This window comes from Sphingobium indicum BiD32 (assembly GCF_000382885.1).
GTDB lineage: Bacteria > Pseudomonadota > Alphaproteobacteria > Sphingomonadales > Sphingomonadaceae > Sphingobium > Sphingobium japonicum_C.
In genome coordinates this window covers 1-21631 of the sequence record NZ_CAVK010000080.1, presented here as the reverse complement: position 1 = coordinate 21631, position 21631 = coordinate 1, and the positions used below count along the sequence as shown (strand labels likewise).

The window sequence follows — 21631 nt, the reverse complement described above, 5'->3', positions numbered from 1 at the left end:
ATCGATGACCGGCCTTTGCCTATCCACCCTTCGCACCAGAAGCGCCGGGAACGTCGCGGGTGCTGGCCTGCGGCAATAATATCACGGCCCCGCCGCCTTTGTATGCCCCATCCACAAAATTTCGCTTGCACTCCATTTGTCGGAGCAATAATTAGTCTGAGTAATTCAGGCATGGCGAATGGGCCAGCCGCAGGGGAGGACTTGAAATGGCACTTCGGCCGATCGCACTTTGTTCCGCATCCATGTTCGCGCTGATGCTGGGCGCCACCGCCCAGGCGCAGACCAGCCCCGCGCCCCAGATCGCCGCAGAGGATGACGTCGCCGACATCGTCGTCACCGGCGTTCGCGCCTCGATGATCGGCGCCATCAACGTCCGCAAGGAATCGGTCCAGATCGTCGATTCGATCGTCGCCGAAGATGTCGGCAAGCTGCCCGACAATAATGTCATCGAAGCGCTCCAGCGCGTCACCGGTATCCAGGTCACCAACCGCACCGGCGGCGAAGCAGGCGCCATCTCGATCCGTGGCCTGCCCGATGCGCTGACCACATTGAACGGCCGCAACATCTTCACTGCTTCCGGTCAGGCCTTCGCCTTGCAGGATCTGTCGGCCAACCTGATCCGCCAGGTCGACGTGTACAAGACCCGCGCCGCCGAACAGATTGAAACCGGCCTGGCTGGCCAGATCGACGTCAAGACCCGCCGTCCCTTCGATTTTGACGGCTTTGCCCTGTCGGCACTGGCGCGCGGCATCTATAATGAAGAAGCCGACACCTATAATCCCAACGTCGCATTGCTGGTCAGCAACCGCTGGGAAACCGGCATCGGCGACATCGGCATCCTGATCAACGGCAGCTACACCCGCACCAAGTTCCGCGACATGACGACCACGGCGGGCGCGATGGTGCCGTTCGCGACCGAAAATCCCCCTGCCGGTTCGGGCTTCACCCCCCTCGAACGCATCTTCTCCGGCTGGCAGCCCGGCCAGGAACGCGGCCTGCCCTCCGCCGCCGGTTCGACGCTGCCCATCAACGGCGTCAACGTCCCTTATTATCTCTCGCGCGACGCGATTTTCAGCTCCGACCTCTACGGCAAGCGTGAGCGCCCCGCGTTCAACGTTGCGGTCCAGTGGGCACCCAATGACAGTTCGGAATATACCGCCGAAATGTTCTACAACGGGTTCAAGGGCAACACCTTCAACTCGCTGCAGTTCAGCTTTGCCGACTGGTGGGGCAGCCTGGGTCCAAACCCCGGTTCGACGTTCGAGCTGTATGACGGCACCAACATCATCAAGTCGCGCCGCGCCGGCGACGTGTTCGGCTTCAACAGCGGCGATTTCGGCACCAACAAGACCGATTCCTACGTCTATGCGCTGAACGGCAAGTGGAATGTCGGCGAAGGCGGCAAGATCGTCGCGGACCTCGCCTATCAGAGCAGCACCAACAAGACGTCCTTCATCGCGATGCGCACCACCCGCGTCGCGTCGGCCATCGACGTGGACTTCAACGCCGGTGGTGGCATCCCCTCCTATCATTTCGACGATGACGCCCTGCTGGCGGACCCCGCCCAGTGGACCATCGGCGAGTTTTACGACAATGCCAACAAGTCGAAGGGCAGCGCGCTGACCTTCACGCTCGACGGCGATTATGAATGGGACGAAGGCTTCATCCGCAAGATCAGCGGCGGCTTCCGTTACGATGATCGCAAGGCGCGCGATTCGGTGCGCACGCAGGATGCAGGCGGCCTGGGCGCGAACCTGTCCACCCTGCCCGCCGAAGCGCTGTTCACCAACAGCGGCTTTTATGACGGCCGGGCCGACATTCCGACCAGCTGGGTGCTGCCCAGCGGCTATTGGCTGTCGAAAAATGCCGACACCATCCGCCAGCTCTACAAGAACGACCCGCGCTATGCCGACCGCATCCTGCTGTCGGACCAGATGACGATGACCGATGTGTTCGACATCAACGAAGTCACGCTGGCCGCCTATGCGCAGGCCGACGCCGAAATCTCGATCTTCGGTCGCCCGCTCCAGTTGCAGGCGGGCGTGCGCTTTGTCGCTGTCGACACCAATTTCACCTTCGTCGATCGCTACAGCAATCCGCCTCTGGTGACGCAGGCCGCGTCGGGCACGCAGCGCTTCCTGCCCAGCTTCACCGCCCGCTACGAGATATTCGACAATCTGCGCCTGCGTTTCAACTATGGCGAAACGCTGCGTCGTCCCGCCTTTGCCGACCTCAACCCCAATTACACGCTGACCGGCGACCTCACCAATGTCGGCTATGGCACCGGCGGTCGCGGCAATCCGGGGTTGGCACCCACCACGTCCAAGAATTTCGATCTGGCGGCGGAATGGTATTTTGAACGCAGCAGCGCGATCTACGCCACCCTGTTCCGGCGCGAGATTGACGGGCTGGTGGTGCCGATCACATCGCTGACCGCGGTGCCGGGTTCAGGCCTCAACACCAACAGCTTCCTCATCACCCGGCCGGAAAATGCGTCCAAGGGCGTGCTCAAGGGCGTGGAACTGGGGCTGACCTATTTCCCGACCTATCTGCCCGGTCCGCTCAACGGTCTGGGGTTCCAGGGCAGCCTGACGATCCTGGATTCCAAGCAGAATATCCCGCTGGTCGATATCAACGGCAATGTCACCGGCCAGACCAGCTCGTCCTTCTTCGGCGTGTCCGACATGAGCTATAACGCGACGCTCGCCTATGAGCGTGGGCCGATCGGTGCGCGGCTCTCCTATGTCTGGCGCAAGGAATTCCTGGCCAATAACGAAGCGCGCCTGTTCGCCAACCCGATCGGCGTATGGCGTGCCCCGGAAAAGAGCCTGGACTTCCAGCTGACCGCCAAGGTCACTGATCGCCTGGGCCTGACCTTCGACGCGGTCAACCTGACCCGGTCGAAGATGCAGACCTATTACAAGTTTGAAGATGTCGGCGGCCCGGAACAGTTCAATCTGGGCACCACCCTGCTGGCGCGCACATTTGCGCTGGGTGTCCGTTACAGCTTCAATTAAGCGCCCCGTGGGACGCGGCGTCTCCTCGCCGCTTTCCATGTCTGGCGGTCGTTCCGGGACTCTCTCCAATCCCGGAACGGCCGCCATATTTGTTTTACGGAGGATGCGATGCGCGCGATGAAGATGCTGTTGCTGGCCGGGGCCGCGTTGATCGGCATTGGTGCCGCCCCATCGCCGCCGGTGATGGACACAGTCGCCATCGCCACCCGGCACTTCGGCAATGACGCGCCCTGGTATCGCGATCGCATCCCCTATTTCGAGTCCGCCGATCCGAAACTGGATGCGGTCTATTATTATCGCTGGCAACTCTATCGAGCGCATCAGCGTGATCTGGGCGCGGACGGCTATATCTCGACCGAGTTTCTCGACGATGTCGACTGGCAGCGGCACCCCTATGCCAGCCTGAACGACGCCACCGGCTTTCATCTGGGCGAGGGGCGCTGGCTCAATGACCGGCGCTTTGCCGACGATTATATCAACTTCATGTATCGCAGCGGCGGCAATGACCGGCATTTCACCGATCATATGGCGGACTCGGTCTGGGGCCGCTATCTGGTCGATGGCGACCGCGATGGCGCGGTGCGCCACCTGCCCGTCATGAACCATATCTACCGGCTGTGGGACGACAAGTTCGACTTCGACAAGGGGCTGTATTTCGTCGAACCGCTGCTGGACGCGACCGAATATACCGTCTCCTCGATCGACGCATCGGGCGGCAAGGACGGGTTCCGGGGTGGCGATGCCTTCCGCCCCTCGGTCAACAGCTATATGGTCGCCAATGCCCGCGCGATCGCGAAGATGGCAACGCTGACCGGCGACAAGGCGATGGCCGCCGCCTACAGCGCGCGCGCCGACGCACTGCAAAGCCATGTACTGGCCGACCTGTGGAGCGACACACTCACCCACTTCATCGACCGGCATCAGTCGCGCAAAAATGAATTTGTCGGCTACTGGCAGCCGATCCGCAACCGCGAGCTGGTCGGCTATCTGCCCTGGATGTTCGACATCGTACCCGACGAGGCGAAATATGCCGCCGCCTGGGCGCATCTGATCGACCCGACGTCGCTGGCGGGCAAGGCCGGGATGCGCACGGTCGAGGCCAGTTACGAATATTATATGCGCCAATATCGCTATCTGGGCAAAGACCCCGAATGTCAGTGGAACGGCCCGATCTGGCCCTATCAGACGACGCAGGTGCTGCACGCCATGGCCAATCTGCTGGACCATCGCAACCACACCGGCCCGGTCACGCGCAGCACCTATATGCGCCTGCTGCGCCAATATGCCGCGCTCCATTATCAGGGGGACAAAATCGATCTGGAGGAGGATTATCATCCCGAAACCGGCCAGCCGATCGTCGGACTGGACCGCAGCCACCATTATTTTCATTCCGGTTTCAATGACCTGATCCTGACCGGCCTGGTGGGCATCCGCCCCCGCGCCGACGATGTGCTGGAAGTCAATCCGCTGCTGCCCGACGCTGCCGACCCACAGGCGCTTGGCTGGTTCAGGGTGCAGGACGTTCCCTATCATGGCCACAGGATCGCGGTGACATGGGACGCCGATGGCAGCCATTATCGGCGCGGCAAGGGGCTGGCGATCGAGGTGGATGGCCGCGAAGTTGCGCGCCGCGCAACGCTCGGCCGCATCGAAATCCCCCTGCCCCGTGCCGCCACGCCAGCGATTGCCCACCCGATCAACCGCGCGGTACAACTTGTCAGCAGCCAGTTTCCGATGGGGTCCGCGTCCAGCAACAGCGACCCCGAAAATATCCATGACGCGATCGACGGGCGGACATGGTTCTTTCCCGAACTGGCCAATGGCTGGTCTTCCGCCCCTGCTCCGGCGCAGCAATATTATGCCATCGATCTTGGCCAGCCGACCGACCTAGGCCGCGCCGAACTCGCCTTTTTCGCCGACGGGCAGCGTTTCGCGGTGCCCCGCGTCTACCGGCTTCAGGCGTGGATGGCCAATCGCTGGCAGGACATTGCCACGCCCAAGGGCAGCCCGATCGCCAATGGCGTCACGCCGCTGCGCTGGCCCGTGATCCGCACCAGCAAGGTCCGCCTGCTCCTGACCCAGCCCGCTGGCAGGGCGACCCGACTGGTCGAATTCAAGCTGTTTACCGACTGACGCCTATTCCGCGTCGGGCTGGTTTTCGGGCGCAGCGCGGGCAAAGGCAGGGAGCGCGAGGCAGGCCGCCTCTATCGCGGGAATGCGGCCATAGTCGAAGCGCGCGCCAAAACGCCTGGCGTTGACCAGTTGGGGGACAAGGCAGATGTCGGCCAGCGTCACCCGGTCGCCGAAACAATAGGGGCCGCTCTGTCCGTCGATCAGCTTCGAGCAGGCTGCCAGCCCGTCCTCGATCGTCTCGCGCGCCCAGCCGTTGACCTGCGCCTCGTCCAGCCCCAGCGCGCGGAGCCGCCGCAATATCTTCAGATTCTGCACCGGATGAATGTCGCACGCGATAGCCAGCGCGAAGGCGCGCACCTGCGCTCGTGCGATCGGATCGACGGGCAGCAGCGGCGGATCGGGATAGGCTTCATCGAGATAGTCGCAAATGGCGATGCTCTGGGTCAGCACCGTCCCGTCCACCTCCAGCGCGGGGACCAGCCCCTGCGGATTGAGCGCCAGATAGTCCGGCGCGCGCTGTTCCTTTCGCAACAAATGATGAAAGGCGTCGGCATAGGCCAGGCCTTTCAGGTTCAGCGCGATCCGCACCCGGTAGGCCGCGCTTGACCGATAATAGCCGTGCAGGATCATGCCGTCCTCCTATTCCCGCGCCGGCAAGATCTGCGCCCGGCACTCGCCAAAGCCTATGGGCATAAACCCGTCCGCCCGCGCCACCGCCCGCAACGTCACTTCATCGCCATCGGCCAGAAAGGCGCGCGTTTCCCCGGTCGGCAGGGACAGTGGCTCCCTGCCACCGGCGGACAGCTCCATCAGGCTGCCAAAACCCTCCCGCAGCGGCGCGGAGATGGTGCCAGTGCCGAGCAGATCGCCGGGCATCAGGTTGCAGCCATTGGACGCATGGTGGGTGACGATCTGCTGCACCGTCCAATACATATTGCTGGCCGGACCATGGCTCAGCCGCATCGGAGCCATCCCTTCGGCCCGCATCGCCGCGCTGGTCAGATAGACCGACAGGCTCAGCCCCAGCGCGCCGTGCGCCTGATCGTCGGCATCGGCCAGATAGGGCAAGGGTTCAGGATCGTCACCGGGCCGCGCGGGCTGGGCGATGCGGAACGGGGCCAGGGCTTCGGCGGTGATGATCCAGGGCGAGATGGTGGAATGGAAATTCTTGGCCAGGAACGGCCCAAGCGGCTGATATTCCCACGCCTGAAAATCGCGCGCCGACCAGTCGTTGAGCAGGCAGAAGCCCGCAATATGGTCAGCCGCGTCGTGGATCGCGATCGGCGTCCCCAGATCATTGCCCGGCCCGATCCACACGCCCAGCTCCAGCTCATAATCCAGCCGCGCGGTCGGACCATAGACGGGTATGTTGGCGTCGGGTGCCTTGCGCTGGCCGCAGGGCCGCACCAGCGCTTCGCCCGACGGACGGATGGATGAGGCCCGGCCATGATAGCCGATCGGCACATATTTATAATTGGGCAGCAGCGGATTGTCCGGCCGAAACTGACGGCCGATATTATTGGCGTGATGGATGCCGACATAGAAGTCGCTATAATCGCCAATCCGCGCGGGCAGATGCATGGTGCAGTCGCGCGCGGCATGGAGATGCGGCTCGACCGCCGCCTGCATCGCGGGATCGGATAGCAAAGCGCTGATCGCGCGACGCAGGGTGCGGCGCGTATCGGCAGGCAGCGCCATCAGCGCGTTGAGCGTCGGGTGTGACAGCGCCGCATCCTGCGCGACCAGCCCTTCGTCCGCGCAGGCCGCCAGATCGAGGATCATGTCGCCGATCGCGACCCCGATCCGAGGCTGGCAACCAGCGGGCGAAAAGACGCCATAGGGCAGGTTCTGGATCGGGAAATCGGCGTGGCCCTGCGCGCTGGCGACCCAGCTGGTCCGTGCCGGATCATGCGTCTCGTCGGTGGTCCACCAGCGGGTCATGGCAGGCGCGCCTTGGGGAAGCTCTGCCAGCAAGCGTCATAATCACCCTGCAACAAAGGCGTTTCCATCGCCCAGCGGGTCGGGCGAAACGGCAGGCGGCTCTCGATCATGAAGGCCATCATATCCTCTATCCTGTGGGGCGACAGGTCGGCATCCACCGCCTTGCGCCAGCTATCGACGTCCGGCCCATGGCCCGACATGCTGTTGTGCAGACTGCCCCCACCCGGCGCAAAGCCGTCCGCCTTGGCGTCATATTGGCCGTGGATCAGGCCCATATATTCGCTCATCACATTGCGGTGGAACCAGGGCGGGCGGAACGTATCCTCCGCCACCATCCAGCGCGGCGGGAAGATCACGAAATCGACATTGGCGGTGCCCGGCGTGTCGCTGGAGCTGGTCAGCACGGTGAAGATGGACGGGTCGGGATGGTCGTAACTGACCGTGCCGATCGTGTTGAAGCGCGTGAGGTCATAGCGACAGGGGGCCAGATTGCCGTGCCAGGCGACGACATCGAACGGGCTATGGTCCAGCTCGCTCGCCCAGAGCGTGCCGCCATATTTCTGCACGATCTGGGTAGGCCGCTCGACATCCTCATAGGCAGCAACAGGTGCCTCGAAATCGCGGGCGTTGGCCAGACCGTTGGAGCCGATCGGTCCCAGTTCCGGTAGCCTGAACAGGTGCCCGTGATTTTCGCAGACATAGCCGCGTGCCGCGCCGTCGGGCAGCTCGACGCGAAAACGCACCCCGCGCGGGATCACCGCGACCTGCAAGGGCGCGATGTCCAGCACGCCCATTTCGGTGACGATGCGCAGGCGGCCCCGCTGCGGCAGGATCAGCATTTCGCCGTCGGCGCAGCAGAAAGCCCGGTCGACCATCGAAGCGCTGGCCGCATAAAGATGCACCGCGCAGCCGGTTCCCGCGCCAATGTCGCCATTGGTCGCGACGGTGATCAACCCATCGACAAAATCCACGCCGGACGCGGCGGCGGGCAGCGGGTTCCAGCGCAGCCGGTTGGGCGTATCGACCTGCCCCGACGCGATCAGCGTATTGCGCGCATAGGGCCGGAAGGGCGGATGCGCAGCGCTCGGCCGCATCCGGTAGAGCCAGCTACGCCGGTTGTCATGGCGCGGCGCGGTGAAGGCGGTGCCGGACAATTGTTCGGCATAGAGGCCGAACGGCACGCGCTGCGGCGAATTGCGCCCGACCGGCAACGCCCCGGCCACCGCCTCACTCGCATGATGATTGCCCCAGCCGGGGAGGAATATCAGCCATCACGCATTCACCTCCACAACCCCGCGCCGTATCTGGTCCAGTTCGATACTCTCGAACAAGGCCTGGAAATTGCCGTTGCCAAAGCCTTCATTGCCCTTGCGCTGGATGATCTCGAAAAAGATCGGCCCGAACATCGGCTCGGTAAAGATCTGGAGCAACAGCCCTTCGCTTTCCACATCGCCGTCGATCAGGATGCGGTTGGCGCGCAACCGGTCCAGATCCTCGCCATGGCCCGGCACACGCTTGTCGACCAGTTCATAATAGGTCTCGATCGTGTCCTGCAACCGGACCCCGCGCGCGCGCAGCTTTTCGACCGCGGCATAGATATCGTCGGTGGTGAGCGCGAGATGCTGGATACCCTCGCCATGATAGTCGCGGATGAATTCCTCGATCTGGCTATTGTCATCCTTGCTTTCGTTGAGCGGGATGCGGATCGCCCGGTCCGGCGCGATCATCGCCTGGCTGGTCAGGCCCGTCGCCTTGCCTTCGATATCGAAGAATTTCTGTTCCTCGAACCCAAACAAGGTGCGGTAAAACTCGCTCCACACCCGCATCTGGCCGCGCCGGACATTGTGGGTCAGATGGTCGAGCAGGTCGAGGCCGACATTGTTGCGCGCCTCCGCCTCGCGCCAGCCGGGAAATTCGGCCCAGCTGGCGTAAGGATCACCCCGGTCGGGCATGAAATAGAGATAGGCGCCGCCAATCCCCATGATGACGGTGTCATCCTCCTCGGTCGGCTGCGCGCCGTTGGCCAGCGCCCATTGCAGCGCGCCCTGCGGATTGGCGACGCGGAAGGCCATGGCGCTCGCCGATGGGCCATGCACCCCGCGAAACGCCGCGACCCGCCCCGCATCGTCGCGGTTCAGCATCAGGTTGATCCGCCCCTGCTTGTAGCGGGTGATATTCTTGGTCGGGTGCCGGTGCGTCGCGGTAAAGCCCAGCGCCTCGAACTGCGCGGCCATCGCGTCCGGCTCTGGCGATGTGAATTCGACGAACTCAAAACCGTTGAGGCCCAGAGGGTTGTCGGCGCTGGCAGTCATATCGGCTCCTCTTGCATTTTCTTATGGGCATAGGCCTGCGTCCCGCGGGTAAAGACGCGGTCGCCGGGCAAAATGGTGTCGGTGTCGAAATCGCTCTGCTGTTCCAGCGCAGCGTAGAGCGGCGCAAAGTCGGTCCCGACGGTCTGGCGCAGCAACTGGTCGAAACTGTCGATGACGAAATAGCTCTGCTGGAAATCGTCAATCCTGTAGCGGGTCCGCATCAGCCGCTGGAGATCGAACCCCAGCCGGTTGGGCGAGGGATCTTCCAGCGCAAAATGCGACTCGGCATTGGACGACACGATCCCCGCGCCATAGAGGCGCAGGCCTTGCGGCGTCGCGATCAGTCCGAATTCGACCGTGTACCAATAGAGCCGCGCCAGTTTCTCGATCGCGCCCAGCCCGTCGGCGCGCAGCCCGCCCTCGCCATAGGCCTGCATATAATCGGCGAACACCGGGTTGGCGAGCAGGGGGACATGGCCGAACACGTCGTGAAATATGTCCGGCTCCTGCAGATAATCCTCCTGCGCCGGGGTGCGGATGAAGCGGCCGGCGGGGAAGCGGCGATTGGCCAGATGATCGAAAAACACGCGGTCCGGCACCAGCCCCGGCACCGCGACCACCTGCCACCCGGTCGCCGCCATCAACCGCTGCGACAGCGCATCGAAGCGCGGGATGCCCGGCTGGTCCATCCGCAATATGTCGAGGCCAGCGATGAATTCGGGCACCACCCGCCCCGGCAACATGCGCGCCTGCCGGTCGAACAATCGGTCCCACATCGCATGATCGGCCGCACTGTAACGGTCCCAGTCCTGCGGGACGGTCCAGTCCTCCGCGGCGCGCGCGGGACGATCGGGCAGAGTTTCGGCGGGCGGGGTTTCGGCCATGGCGACAGCATCGCAAATCGGGCGCGAAATTGCTTTTCAAAATGGCCGATTATTCGCCTATAGTCGTAATCATATTTCATGATTGGACTATATCATGACGAAATTTGTCGAACTCGATGCGCTCGACCGCCGCATCGTTACAGAGTTGCAGCGCGACGCCGCGCTCAGCAATGCCGATCTCGCCGAACGGGTGGGCAGCACCGGCCCGTCCTGCTGGCGCAGGGTCAGGGCGCTGGAGGAGGCAGGCGTGCTGCGCGGCGCGGTGCGGCTGGCCGATCCCCAATTGCTGGGGCAGGATGTCACCATCTTCTGCCATGTACGGATGAAGGATTTTTCCGGCGACTCGATCGCCGCGTTCGAGACGTTCGTGCGCGATCATGACCAGGTGATGGAATGCTATTCCATGTCGGGCGAATGGGATTATCTGATGCGCGTCGTCGCCTCCAACGTCGCCGATTATGAGCATTTCCTGATGCGCACCCTGCTCAAACATCCTTCGGTCGCGGGCGCATCCTCGCAATTCGCGCTGTCGGTCACCAAATATCAGACGGCGCTGCCGGTGCGCGGCTAGACGCTCTCCAGCCCCCGCCTGCCATTTTCCCCCTTGCCCCGGCGGCATTCCCATGCACAAAGAATGCCAACTGTCCCAAGGGCAGATGATTTTTACCGGCGGTCAACCGACTGGCTGCAAGAATGGACGAGCCATGCACGACGTCACCACCCAGGAACGGCCCGCCACGGACCACCGCCCGCTTGCCCCACAGGAACTGGGCGACGGTCTGTCGGTCATTTCCATCGCCAAAAGCTATGACAAGCGGGTGGTGCTGTCCGACGTGTCGCTGACCGTGGGCAAGGGCGAAGTGGTCGGCCTGCTCGGCCCCAACGGCGCGGGCAAGACGACCTGCTTCTATTCGGTCATGGGGCTGGTCCGGCCCGATCGCGGCCGCATCGTGCTGGACGGGCAGGATATTACCGGCCTGCCCATGTATCGTCGCGCCATATTGGGCCTGGGCTATCTGCCGCAGGAAACGTCGATCTTTCGCGGCCTGACCGTGGCGCAGAATATCAGCGCGGTGCTGGAACTGGCCGAGCCGGATCGCGCCGCGCGCGACGCCCGGCTGGAACAGTTGCTCGACGAGTTTGGCCTCACCCGCCTGCGCGATTCTGCCGCGATGGCGCTGTCGGGGGGCGAACGCCGCCGCTGCGAAATCGCCCGGGCGCTCGCTGCCAACCCATCCATTGTGCTGCTGGACGAACCATTCGCGGGCATCGATCCGCTGTCCATCTCCGACATTCGCGATCTGGTGAAGGATCTCAAGAATCGCGGCATCGGTGTCCTCATCACCGACCATAATGTGCGCGAGACGCTGGAAATCGTCGATCGCGCCTGCATCATCTATGGCGGCCAGATGCTGTTTGCGGGCAGCCCGACCGAACTGGTCGCCAATGCCGACGTCCGCCGTCTCTATCTGGGCGAGAATTTCTCGCTCTGACATGATGGTGGCGCGCGCTCACTTTCCTGAAAAGACCTTATTCTGATGGCGCTCGGTCCACGCCTCGACATACGGCAGAGCCAGTCGCTGGTGATGACGCCGCAGCTCCAGCAGGCGATCAAGCTGCTGGCGCTGTCCAATCTGGAGATCGAAGCGTTTGTCGCGGGCGAGCTGGAAAAAAACCCGCTGCTCGACAGTGGCAGCGCGTCCGATGATCTGCCCCATGATCTGTCCGCCCCCGACGGCATCGACCGTGATGTGGAACGCCCCACCCTCTCAGCCGAAACCGGGTCCAGCGACGATCTGATCGGTCAGGGATTGGGCGGCAGCGATTCCCCGCTCGACGTCGATTATGGCGCGGAAACCTTCATCGACGATGGCCCCGGCGATCGCATGGCCAGCGCCCATGGCACCGGCAGCGGCATGGACGCGCTGTCGGGCGGCAGCGGCGAAGCGCTCGATTTCGACAGTTTCGCCAATCCCGAACCCAGCCTTCAGGAACATCTGATGGAGCAGGCGCGTGCCGCTTTGTCGGGCATGGATCTGGTCGTCGCGGGCCAGTTGATCGGCCAGATCGACCCGGCGGGTTATCTGGAGGCCAATCTGCTCGAACTTGCCCATGCGCTCGGCCTGCCCTTGTGCGATGTCGAACGGATATTGGGCGTCATCCACACATTCGACCCCACCGGCGTCGGTGCGCGATCCCTCTCCGAATGTCTCGCCCTGCAAGCCAAGGAAGCCGACCGCCACGATCCCTGCATGGCCAAGTTGCTTGCCAATCTGGATCTGCTGGCGCGCGGCGCGCTGCCCCAGTTGCGCCGCATCTGCGGCGTGGATGAGGAGGATATGGCCGACATGATCCGCGAACTGCGCGGCTATGATCCCAAGCCCGGCCTGCGCTTTTCCAGCGATCGTGCCGCCCCGGTCACCCCCGACCTGTTCGTGCGTCCGACCGCCGATGGCTGGGCGATCGAGATTAACAGCGCCACCCTGCCTCGCGTCCTCATCAACCGCAGCTATTATGTCGAACTGGCGTCGGGCAAGCAGGACAAGAGCGCCAGGGCGTGGCTTGCCGACTGCCTCGCCAGCGCCAACTGGCTGGTCAAGGCACTCGACCAGCGTCAAAAAACGATCATCAAGGTCGCCAGCGAAGTCGTCCGCCAACAGGAGGATTTCTTCCGCAAGGGCGTTGCGCATCTGAAACCGCTGACCCTGCGCACCGTCGCCGACGCCATCGCCATGCATGAATCCACCGTCAGCCGGGTGACGTCGAACAAATATCTCTCCTGCCCGCGCGGCCAGTTTGAACTCAAATATTTCTTCACCAGCGGCGTTTCCAACGCGGAGGGCGACGGCGCCGTCTCCGCCGAAGCGGTCAAGAGCCACATCAAGGCGCTGATCATGGCTGAAGAACCCCATGCCATCCTGTCCGACGACACGCTGGTCGATCTGCTCCGCGCCAAGGGCATGGACATCGCCCGCCGCACGGTCGCGAAATATCGCGAGGCGATGGGGATAGGCTCATCGGTGCAACGGCGGCGGCAAAAAGCGTTGCAGGGGAAGGCGGCTTAGGGAGGGCGAGACAGTGCGGAGCCTCCTGCCTGTCCTACATATCCCAGCCCTGCTATATCCGCCCCGGCTCCTTCCCATCGTCCGTCCCCTCCCCCATCCGCACCAGCGGACGAGCGACTTTGCGCTTATTCTTCATGCGCGACATGGGCGAACTTAGCGAAGTTCCGCGCCTGCCGTCGGTGCCGCACTAGTGGATTGATTTTGACATTTGCATCCCCTGGCGGTTGGGATGGGACTGCAAATGTCAAAATCGTAAAATCCACTAGAATCAAAGATTTTCTAGTGGTCCTTGGGCTTCCGACATTTGCGCATGCCCTCGCCGATATGGGATGCAAATGTCGGAAACGGACCACTAGGGACATATGCAACGCCAAGCCGCTTGACCCTGCCCGGCCGACCGGCAAAAGCGGGGGATATCCACCGCTCAGGGACCGCTCCGTTTCATGTCGATCGCCTATCTCAATGGTGCCTTTCTGCCGCTCGATCAGGTCCGGATCTCGCCGCTCGATCGCGGTTTCCTGTTTGCCGACGGCATTTATGAGGTCGCTGCGGTGATTGACGGCAGGCTGGTCGACAGCGCCAGCCATCTCGCCCGGTTGCAACGCTCCGCCGCCGCACTCAGCATCCGGCTACCGCTCAGCCTTGCCGAGATCGAGGCGGTGCAGAAGCAACTCGTTGCCCGCAACGCGCTCGCTGAAGGCCTCGTCTATCTCCAGCTGACCCGTGGCGCGGACGCGACCCGTGACTTCCTGCCGTCACCCGATACCGCGCCGACCCTGTTCCTGTTCGTGCAGGACAAGCCCTTCCTCAACGTCCCCGCCGTCACCACCGGCATCGCGGTAGCCACGATGCCCGACCTGCGCTGGAAACGGCGCGACATCAAAAGCACCGGCTTGCTGGCCCAGGCCATGGCCAAGCAGGCCGCGCGCGACGCGGGCGCGCAGGAAGCCTGGCTGGTCGAGGATGGCTTCATCACCGAAGGCGCGTCCTCCACCGCCTTCATCGTCACTGATGAGGGCATTGTGACGCGCCCCTATAGTCAGGCCGTACTGGCGGGCTGTACCGGCGACGCGCTGACCGCACTGGCGGCCGAAAGCGGCCTGGCCGTCATCCGCCGCCCCTTTACCCTGGCAGAGGCACTGGCCGCGAAAGAGGCGTTCATCACCAGCGCATCGACCCTGTGCCAGTCGGTCGTGACCATCGACGGCCAGACCATCGGCACCGGCACCCCCGGCCCGGTCGCGATGCGGCTGCGCGCGCTCTATGTTGAATTCGCGCGCGCCACGGCGGTGTGACAATTGACTCCATTTCGGAGAGAACGTCACCCTTCCTTAAAATAATAGGAAATTTCCTTCATCCTCCCGCCGAATTGGCTGCAAACTGGACGGAAAGTGCCCCCTCCCACCCCTTTGCCATGACCGAATGAAGCCATTGCTCCAGACCCTATCCAAAATGGCGAATGTGCGGGGCTGAATCGATCCGTTCTTGCTTTATTCTTTGGAACGAAGCTAGAACAGGATTCGGATCATGATGGAAGATTTTTCCTACGCCTCGCCGCTGACGAGCCATGGCACAACGTTGGTGCAGCGCGACGAGCGCGCCAGCCTGCTGGTGATCGCCGACCAGATGGACGTCTCCGCGCTGGAACCGGTTGCTGCGGCGGCAGGCTTTCGCCTGCTGGGACTGGCCACGCTGGCCGACGCGCCGGTGCGGCTCGATCTTCAGGCACAGTGCGATACGGTACTGGTCTTTTGTCCCGCCATGACCCCGCTATTGGAGCGGTTGCTGGTGCAACTGGAGACCCAGGCGATCCAGACTGGCATGGCGGTGATCCTGGTGGCGGGATGGGAGACGGTGGAACTGGCCTTCGCCTGCCTGCGCAGTCCGCATACGCAATTGCTGTGCGATCCCGACCGGGTCGAACTCGCCGCTGCGCTGGTCGCCGCCGGGGAGCGTCGCCCGGCTGCGGGCCATGTGCATGAAATGGACCGCGAAAGCGCCCGCCTCCAGCAATTGAGCGAGGAAGTCGGTCGCCTTGCCCGCACCCTCGACGCGCTGACGGAGCGGACGCGGATGGCCACCCCCAGCTTTGATCTGGGCCAGCGTATTTCCGACCGGCCGAGCGACTATATCGGGATGCCCGCCCTCGCGCCGATCGGCGGCGAAGCGACGCGCACCGACACGCCAGCCATCAGCGCCACACAGGTCCGCGACCTGCTGCGCGCCCGCCGCATCCGTGCCGATTTCCTGCCGGGCGACCTGTTCGCCGATCCCGCCTGGGACATGCTGCTCGACCTGCTGGCCGCAAGACTTGAACATGAGCGCGTCTCCGTCTCCAGCCTGTGCATTGCTGCCGCCGTGCCGCCGACCACCGCACTGCGCTGGATTCGCACCCTGACCGACAAGGGGCTGGTCGAGCGGCAGGCCGATCCGCATGACGGCCGCCGCATCTTCATCGCGCTGGCCAATGAGGCTTCCGAAGCGCTCACTCGCTGGTTCGGGGCCAGCCGCCGCCTGCTCACCATCTGACTCCCGGCTTGACGCCCCGGCATTTTTCCCTAGATAGGCGCTCTCCGCAGGAGCGGGCGATTAGCTCAGTTGGTAGAGCGTCTCGTTTACACCGAGAATGTCGGCGGTTCGAGCCCGTCATCGCCCACCAGTTTTGCAGGACTATGTTCCGCAAGATTTTCGCACATGCGCGGCGGCAGATAATCAGACCGCCTGCGTATCGTTCATCCTGTGGCAAGCATCGCTGCGGCACCATCCCCCCCATGCCCTTAGCAGCCCTATTTGGCGGCACCATCGCCCCTGCCCTGCTGATGCTGTCGCCATTTGCGGTGATGGCGGCCAGCGATTGCGCCGACTGGAAACCAGCGGCCAAGGCGGTGAAGGGCGGCAACGACAATCCCTGCAAAAGGCCGCGCCTGCCGCTGATGTAGGCGCCTGTCCCATATTGCAGCGCAGCGCCGCCGCTGCTAGATCCGCGATCATGATCCAGCCGCCCGAAATCATCCGAGTCTCCAAGTCCCGCGTCTCCTGCGACGGATCGGGCGATATTCCCGCCGCGCTGGGCCATCCGCGCGTGTTTCTGGAAATTGACGAGCATGGCTATGTCGATTGCGGCTATTGCGACCGCCGCTTCGTGCTGGCGGGCGGCGTTGCCGATACGGGCGACATCGGCAACCAGCCGGACATCGCTTCGGGCGCCAGCCTTTAACTTTTCCTTTGGGCCTGGATGATGCCGCCCCTATATCGGGCGACATGACCGATATCTCCGCCCACTTCACCGACGCCCGCGGCCTGCTCTATCGCCCCGGCTTGCTTGACCCCGACGGCGCGCGTCGCCTGACCGCCGATGCGCTCAAAAGCTGCGACGATGGCGAACTATATCTGCAATATCGCGCGAGCGAGAGTTTCGGCTTTGATGACGGTCGGCTGAAAACCGCCGATTATTCGACCGATGCGGGCTTTGGCCTGCGCGGCGTGTCGGGCGAAATGACCGGCTTTGCCCATGCCAATGACATGAGCGAAGCGGCAATTCGCAAGGCAGCCCAGACGCTGACCCTGCTGGATCCCGCCACGGCCCCGGCCGCGCCGCCGCCCCAGCGCACCAACCGCCACCTTTATACCGACGCCAATCCACTGGAGATCGTCCCCTTTGCTGAGAAGGTGACGCTGTGCGCCGCGATCGACGCTGCTGCCCGCGCGCGCGATCCGCGCGTCGCGCAGGTGTCGGTCAGCCTGGCGGGTAGCTGGTCGGTGGTGGAAATCGTCCGCGCCGACGGCTTTACTGCCACCGACATCCGCCCATTGGTGCGGCTCAACGTCTCGCTGATCCTGGAAGAGGATGGCCGCCGCGAAACCGGCAGCTTCGGCATTGGCGGGCGCTATCTCTACGATCAGGTTATGGAACCGGCCGTCTGGAACCGTGCGATCGACGAAGCGCTGGCGCAGGCGCAGGTCAATCTGCGATCGGTCGCCGCGCCTGCGGGCGAAATGACCGTGCTGCTTGGCCCCGGCTGGCCCGGTGTGCTGGTGCATGAAGCGATCGGCCATGGGCTGGAAGGTGATTTCAATCGCAAGGGCACCAGTGCCTTTTCCGGTCGCATCGGCCAGCGCGTCGCCGCGCCGGGCGTCACCGTGATCGATGACGGCGCGATCGCCAGCCGTCGCGGATCACTCTCGATCGACGATGAAGGCACGCCGACGCGGGAGAATATCCTGATCGAGGACGGCATCCTCAAAGGCTATATGCAGGACCGGCTCAACTCCCGGCTGATGGGGGTCGAACCGACCGGCAATGGTCGCCGCGAAAGCTATGCCCATGGTCCGATGCCGCGCATGACCAACACCTTCATCAAGGGCGGTAATGACGACCCGGAAGAATTATTGTCGCGCATGAAGTCGGGCATTTTCGCCAAGAGTTTCGGCGGCGGGCAGGTCGATATCGTGTCGGGCAAATTCGTCTTTTCCTGCACCGAAGCCTATAGGGTCGAAAATGGCAAACTGGGGGATCCGATCAAGGGCGCGACGCTGATCGGCGATGGCCCAACCGCGCTGACCAAGGTTGTCGGCATCGGCAATGACTGGGCGCTGGACGAAGGCATCGGCATGTGCGGCAAGGGCGGGCAGAGCGTACCGGCGGGCGTTGGCCAGCCGACCCTGCTGATGGAAGGACTGACTGTCGGCGGCACGGCGACCTGACGCTTTGCCGCTACGGATCGTGGAACCGGGCGAGAGGGTCATGGGTATAAGTCCCATGAACATGCTGACCGACAGCCATGATGCAATAACCGCCGATTGGGCGGCGGCGCTGCTCGACTTCTGGTTCAACCAGGTTGGCGAGGTAGGCTGGTACAGCCATGACCCCGCGCTCGATCATCAATGTAGGGCGCGATTTCAGGCCTTGTGGGCCGAAAAGCGGGCGCTCCCCGCCGACGCCTTTCTCGACCGCGCCGATGATGCGCTGGCCGCTATTATCCTGTTCGACCAATTGCCGCGCAACATGTTCCGCGAAACGGCGCAGGCCTTCGCCACCGATCCGCTCGCACGCGACCTGGCACGCGGCGCGATCGCCCATGGCTATGACATCCAGATTGGCGGCGCTGGGCGGCTTTTCTTCTACATGCCGTTCCAGCATAGCGAGGCGTTGGAGGATCAGGAGCTGTCATTGAGCCTGTTTGAGGGCGCGGGCGATAGCCGGTCACTCGATTTTGCGCGGAACCATCATGCAACGATCGCCCGCTTTGGCCGTTTCCCGCATCGCAATGCCGCGCTGGGTCGGGCGACATTGCCCGAAGAGGCGGAAGCCGTTGGGCAAGGCGCGCAATGGTAGCGTGACGCTGCCTATTTTTTGAGCATTGGCACCGCGCTGCCCATTTTTTTGGCGCTGCCCGTCATGTCAGCGCGCCGCAAGCCCGCGTTAACCTGCGTTTAACAAACTGGCACGGCTCTTGCTGAGTAGTCCCCGCACACCAGTAACAGGGGGCGACATGAAACTTGTCATGGCTATCATCAAGCCGTTCAAGCTTGACGATGTCCGCGAGGCACTATCCTCGCTCGGCATCGCAGGTATGACGGTCAGCGAAGTTAAGGGCTTCGGCCGCCAAAAGGGGCAGACCGAAATCTATCGCGGCGCCGAATATTCCACCAACATGGTCCCGAAGATCAAGATCGAGGTGGTCTGCGACGACGACCTTGCGCCGCGCGTCGTGGAAGCGACCCAGGCGGCCGCCAATTCGGGCGCCATCGGCGATGGCAAGATCTTCGTCCTCGATGTCGGTCAGGCCGTGCGTATCCGCACCGGCGAGACCGGCGAAACCGCGCTGTAAGAAGGGGGAAATAATGACCTTTTCCAAGAAACTTTGCGGGGTAGCGGGGGCAGCGGGGCTGTCGCTCTTCGCCGCCCTGCCTGCCTGGGCACAGGATGCCGCGGCCCCGGCCGCGACCGTCGATAAAGGCGATACTGCCTGGATGATGATCTCGACCATATTGGTTCTGGCGATGATCCTGCCCGGCCTTGCCCTCTTCTACGGCGGCCTTGTCCGCACGAAGAACATGCTGTCGGTCATGACCCAAATTGGCGCGGCTGCGTGCTTGGCCATGCTGATCTGGGTGATCTACGGCTATTCGATGGCCTTTGGCCCTGATTATACCAGCGGCCTGTCCAACTTCATCTCGACCTTTGACAAGGCGTTCCTGAAGGGCATCACGCCTGCATCGCAGGCTGCAACCTTCACCGCTGGCGTCGAAATTCCCGAATATGTGTTCGTCTGCTTCCAGATGACCTTTGCCGCGATCACCGTCGCGCTGGTGCTGGGTTCGGTCGTCGAGCGCATCAAATTCTCGGCGGTGATGGTTTTTGCCGCAGTGTGGCTGACGATCGTTTATTTCCCAATCGCGCACATGGTCTGGGCGGCAAGCGGCTATTTCTTCAAGCTGGGCGCTCTCGACTTTGCGGGCGGCACCGTCGTCCACATCAATGCGGGCGTGTCCGCACTGGTCGCCTGCATCATCCTGGGCAAGCGTATCGGCTTCCCGAAGGAACCGATGGCGCCCCACTCGTTGACGCTGACCGGCGTTGGCACCGGCCTGCTGTGGGTTGGCTGGTTCGGCTTCAACGCCGGTTCGGCACTGGAAGCCAATGGTTCGGCGGCTCTCGCCATGATCAACACCTTCGTTGCCACGGCGTCGGCCGGCCTCTTCTGGATGCTTGCTGAAAAGCTGAACGGTCACAAGGGTTCGGCTCTGGGCTTCTGTTCGGGCATTATCGCCGGTCTGGTTGCGGTCACCCCGGCAGCGGGCAATTCCGGTCCGTTCGGCGCGATCATCCTTGGTGCCATTGCTTCGATCATCTGCTTTTACGCCGTCACCGTCCTCAAGCCCAAGCTTGGCTATGATGACTCGCTGGACGCCTTTGGCATCCACGGCGTCGGCGGCATGATCGGTGCCATCGGCACGGCGATCGTCTATTCGCCAGCCTTTGGTGGTCCGGGTGCAGAGGATTATGTCATCTTCGACAAGCTGCTGATTCAGCTTTACGCCGTCGGCGTGACGATCGTATGGGCCGCCATCGGCACAGTGATCGCTATGTTCATCGCCAAGGCAGTGACCGGCCTGCGTGTCAGCCAGGAAGTCGAACTGGAAGGTCTCGACCTGGGCGAACACGGCGAACGCGCCTATAATATGTAAGACTTGGCAGGGCGGGCCACCCGAAAGGGGCAAGGCCCGCCCGCCCCACCTTGTTCCTCCTGCGAACATGCCTCGGGCCGGTGCGAAAGCATCGGCCCTTTTTTTTTGGTCCTGAGAAGCGGGTCAGCCGGTGGGGCGGGTCCACAGTCCCGTTGGGCGCGGCGTGGTCGCGGGCCAGCGCCGGGCGCGGCCGATCACTTGCCAGCCGGATCGCGCGACCCATAGCAGCTTGTCGGATTTGGGCGTGATGACGCGATGGTCCCATGCCTGTTCACCGCGCCGCGCCACTTCACGCGCAATGTCGCCGTAAATGCCTGCTGCGGCCAGCACCGCCCATGCGGCGCGCGGCGGGAGTGCGCCGGTGCCGTGGCGGGCGCTTTGTTCATAGGCGGCCGCCATGTCCGCCATACGCTGACCCAGCTGGGCGAGGCGCGGGCGGACCCAGGGCTTCATAAGCTCGCCGGGCGGTATGTCCATTTCGGCCAGCCATAGCTGCGGCAGGTAGCAGCGGTCGGCCGCTTCATCCTCGCTGATGTCGCGGGCGATATTGGCCAGCTGAAACGCCAGTCCCAGATCGCAGGCCCGGTCCAGCGTCGCGCTGTCGTCAGGATCGACCCCCATCAGCACAGCCATCATGCAGCCGACCGCGCCCGCGACATGATAGCAATAGCGCAGCATGTCGTCCTGGCTACGCGGTCGCCAGTCGCGTGCGTCGAGCGCGAATCCTTCGATCAGGTCATGGGCGTAGCGGGCGGGGATCGCACATTCGCGCATCACCACGCCGAAGCCGTCAAAGGCTGGATCGCCGGTTGCTTCTCCCCGAAGCGCCATGTCGGTCAGCACGCGGATGGTCGATAGTCGCGCCTGCCCGTCGGTCACGCCGGTCAGCGTTCCGCCATGGTCCTGTCCATCGGCAATGTCGTCGCATTTGCGGCACCAGGCATAGAGCAGCCAGGCGCGTTCGCGGGTCTGCCGGTCGAACAAAGTGGAGGCCATGGCGAAGGATTTGGAGCCACGCGCGATGCTCGTCTGGGCATGGGCGACGAGGGCGGTGCGGTCAAAGTCTCCCCTCCCGCTTGCGGGAGGGG

The 21631-nt window shown here is 63.4% G+C and carries 19 protein-coding genes and 1 tRNA gene; 14 read left to right on the top strand and 6 right to left on the bottom strand.

Annotation, left to right across the window (positions count from 1 at the left end; translation table 11 throughout):
• Positions 1-206: 206 nt before the first annotated feature.
• Both EBBID32_RS08845 and EBBID32_RS08840 read left to right on the top strand, forming a co-directional pair.
• On the top strand, positions 207-3017 hold the full coding sequence (locus EBBID32_RS08845) for a TonB-dependent receptor (RefSeq protein ID WP_006954302.1): 2811 nt from the start codon (positions 207-209) through the stop codon (positions 3015-3017).
• Between the two features lie 117 nt (positions 3018-3134).
• A complete protein-coding gene (locus tag EBBID32_RS08840; protein ID WP_231382154.1) occupies positions 3135-5150 on the top strand; it encodes an MGH1-like glycoside hydrolase domain-containing protein in 2016 nt (671 codons plus the stop codon).
• Between the two features lie 3 nt (positions 5151-5153).
• Here the strand turns inward: EBBID32_RS08840 and maiA are convergent, their stop codons facing one another.
• From maiA to phhA, 5 genes are read right to left on the bottom strand one after another with little or no spacing between them, the layout of a single operon-like run.
• The gene (gene maiA, locus EBBID32_RS08835; protein WP_006954298.1) at positions 5154-5780 is read right to left on the bottom strand and encodes a maleylacetoacetate isomerase; all 627 of its coding nucleotides are present in this window, start codon (positions 5778-5780) and stop codon (positions 5154-5156) included.
• A 9-nt stretch (positions 5781-5789) separates the two neighbouring features.
• Positions 5790-7091 (bottom strand): fumarylacetoacetase, encoded by a 1302-nt coding sequence (gene fahA / locus EBBID32_RS08830; RefSeq protein WP_006954296.1) that lies wholly within the window; start codon positions 7089-7091, stop codon positions 5790-5792.
• A complete protein-coding gene (gene hmgA / locus EBBID32_RS08825; protein ID WP_037489889.1) occupies positions 7088-8359 on the bottom strand; it encodes a homogentisate 1,2-dioxygenase in 1272 nt (423 codons plus the stop codon). The genes fahA and hmgA overlap by 4 nt, the downstream gene beginning before the upstream one ends.
• Positions 8360-8362: 3 nt before the next feature.
• On the bottom strand, positions 8363-9403 hold the full coding sequence (gene hppD / locus EBBID32_RS08820) for a 4-hydroxyphenylpyruvate dioxygenase (RefSeq protein ID WP_006954292.1): 1041 nt from the start codon (positions 9401-9403) through the stop codon (positions 8363-8365).
• Positions 9400-10287 carry a phenylalanine 4-monooxygenase gene (gene phhA, locus EBBID32_RS08815; protein ID WP_006954290.1) on the bottom strand — a complete coding sequence of 296 codons (888 nt, stop codon included), beginning with the start codon at positions 10285-10287 and terminating at the stop codon, positions 9400-9402. The genes hppD and phhA overlap by 4 nt, the downstream gene beginning before the upstream one ends.
• Positions 10288-10381: 94 nt before the next feature.
• On the opposite strand from phhA, the gene EBBID32_RS08810 reads away from it, so the two are divergent.
• From EBBID32_RS08810 to EBBID32_RS08755, 12 genes are all read left to right on the top strand, one after another.
• A complete protein-coding gene (locus tag EBBID32_RS08810) occupies positions 10382-10858 on the top strand; it encodes an Lrp/AsnC family transcriptional regulator (RefSeq protein ID WP_006954287.1) in 477 nt (158 codons plus the stop codon).
• 133 nt (positions 10859-10991) lie between these two features.
• On the top strand, positions 10992-11780 hold the full coding sequence (gene lptB, locus EBBID32_RS08805) for an LPS export ABC transporter ATP-binding protein (protein ID WP_006954285.1): 789 nt from the start codon (positions 10992-10994) through the stop codon (positions 11778-11780).
• Positions 11781-11825: 45 nt separating this feature from the next.
• On the top strand, positions 11826-13352 hold the full coding sequence (gene rpoN, locus EBBID32_RS08800; protein WP_006954283.1) for an RNA polymerase factor sigma-54: 1527 nt from the start codon (positions 11826-11828) through the stop codon (positions 13350-13352).
• Positions 13353-13795: 443 nt separating this feature from the next.
• A complete protein-coding gene (locus tag EBBID32_RS08795) occupies positions 13796-14647 on the top strand; it encodes a D-amino-acid transaminase (protein ID WP_006954281.1) in 852 nt (283 codons plus the stop codon).
• A 232-nt stretch (positions 14648-14879) separates the two neighbouring features.
• Positions 14880-15881: a MarR family transcriptional regulator gene (locus EBBID32_RS08790; RefSeq protein ID WP_006954279.1), complete on the top strand. Its 1002-nt coding sequence runs from the start codon at positions 14880-14882 to the stop codon at positions 15879-15881.
• Positions 15882-15935: 54 nt separating this feature from the next.
• A tRNA-Val gene (locus tag EBBID32_RS08785) sits at positions 15936-16011 on the top strand.
• 112 nt (positions 16012-16123) lie between these two features.
• On the top strand, positions 16124-16291 hold the full coding sequence (locus EBBID32_RS24075; protein ID WP_006954277.1) for a hypothetical protein: 168 nt from the start codon (positions 16124-16126) through the stop codon (positions 16289-16291).
• A 50-nt stretch (positions 16292-16341) separates the two neighbouring features.
• The gene (locus EBBID32_RS08775; protein WP_037489896.1) at positions 16342-16569 is read left to right on the top strand and encodes a zinc-finger domain-containing protein; all 228 of its coding nucleotides are present in this window, start codon (positions 16342-16344) and stop codon (positions 16567-16569) included.
• A 44-nt stretch (positions 16570-16613) separates the two neighbouring features.
• On the top strand, positions 16614-18056 hold the full coding sequence (gene tldD, locus EBBID32_RS08770) for a metalloprotease TldD (RefSeq protein ID WP_037489893.1): 1443 nt from the start codon (positions 16614-16616) through the stop codon (positions 18054-18056).
• 55 nt (positions 18057-18111) lie between these two features.
• Positions 18112-18687: a DUF924 family protein gene (locus tag EBBID32_RS08765; RefSeq protein ID WP_037489884.1), complete on the top strand. Its 576-nt coding sequence runs from the start codon at positions 18112-18114 to the stop codon at positions 18685-18687.
• 157 nt (positions 18688-18844) lie between these two features.
• Positions 18845-19183, top strand: a complete 339-nt coding sequence (locus EBBID32_RS08760) for a P-II family nitrogen regulator (protein WP_004209785.1) — start codon at positions 18845-18847, stop codon at positions 19181-19183.
• A 13-nt stretch (positions 19184-19196) separates the two neighbouring features.
• Positions 19197-20543: an ammonium transporter gene (locus EBBID32_RS08755; protein WP_006954268.1), complete on the top strand. Its 1347-nt coding sequence runs from the start codon at positions 19197-19199 to the stop codon at positions 20541-20543.
• Positions 20544-20666: 123 nt separating this feature from the next.
• Here the strand turns inward: EBBID32_RS08755 and EBBID32_RS08750 are convergent.
• The coding region (locus EBBID32_RS08750) for a phytoene/squalene synthase family protein (protein ID WP_051093314.1) at positions 20667-21631 on the bottom strand (965 nt) is incomplete at its 5' end.

Excerpts from the sequence above, each read along its gene's own strand:
- EBBID32_RS08845 (WP_006954302.1), top strand. The coding sequence starts at position 207 with ATGGCACTTCGGCCGATCGCACTTTGTTCCGCATCCATGTTCGCGCTG.
- EBBID32_RS08840 (WP_231382154.1), top strand. The coding sequence starts at position 3,135 with ATGAAGATGCTGTTGCTGGCCGGGGCCGCGTTGATCGGCATTGGTGCC.
- maiA (WP_006954298.1), bottom strand. The coding sequence starts at position 5,780 with ATGATCCTGCACGGCTATTATCGGTCAAGCGCGGCCTACCGGGTGCGG.
- fahA (WP_006954296.1), bottom strand. The coding sequence starts at position 7,091 with ATGACCCGCTGGTGGACCACCGACGAGACGCATGATCCGGCACGGACC.
- hppD (WP_006954292.1), bottom strand. The coding sequence starts at position 9,403 with ATGACTGCCAGCGCCGACAACCCTCTGGGCCTCAACGGTTTTGAGTTC.
- phhA (WP_006954290.1), bottom strand. The coding sequence starts at position 10,287 with ATGGCCGAAACCCCGCCCGCCGAAACTCTGCCCGATCGTCCCGCGCGC.
- EBBID32_RS08810 (WP_006954287.1), top strand. The coding sequence starts at position 10,382 with ATGACGAAATTTGTCGAACTCGATGCGCTCGACCGCCGCATCGTTACA.
- lptB (WP_006954285.1), top strand. The coding sequence starts at position 10,992 with ATGCACGACGTCACCACCCAGGAACGGCCCGCCACGGACCACCGCCCG.
- rpoN (WP_006954283.1), top strand. The coding sequence starts at position 11,826 with ATGGCGCTCGGTCCACGCCTCGACATACGGCAGAGCCAGTCGCTGGTG.
- EBBID32_RS08795 (WP_006954281.1), top strand. The coding sequence starts at position 13,796 with ATGTCGATCGCCTATCTCAATGGTGCCTTTCTGCCGCTCGATCAGGTC.
- EBBID32_RS08790 (WP_006954279.1), top strand. The coding sequence starts at position 14,880 with ATGATGGAAGATTTTTCCTACGCCTCGCCGCTGACGAGCCATGGCACA.
- EBBID32_RS24075 (WP_006954277.1), top strand. The coding sequence starts at position 16,124 with ATGCCCTTAGCAGCCCTATTTGGCGGCACCATCGCCCCTGCCCTGCTG.
- EBBID32_RS08775 (WP_037489896.1), top strand. The coding sequence starts at position 16,342 with ATGATCCAGCCGCCCGAAATCATCCGAGTCTCCAAGTCCCGCGTCTCC.
- tldD (WP_037489893.1), top strand. The coding sequence starts at position 16,614 with ATGACCGATATCTCCGCCCACTTCACCGACGCCCGCGGCCTGCTCTAT.
- EBBID32_RS08765 (WP_037489884.1), top strand. The coding sequence starts at position 18,112 with ATGAACATGCTGACCGACAGCCATGATGCAATAACCGCCGATTGGGCG.
- EBBID32_RS08760 (WP_004209785.1), top strand. The coding sequence starts at position 18,845 with ATGAAACTTGTCATGGCTATCATCAAGCCGTTCAAGCTTGACGATGTC.
- EBBID32_RS08755 (WP_006954268.1), top strand. The coding sequence starts at position 19,197 with ATGACCTTTTCCAAGAAACTTTGCGGGGTAGCGGGGGCAGCGGGGCTG.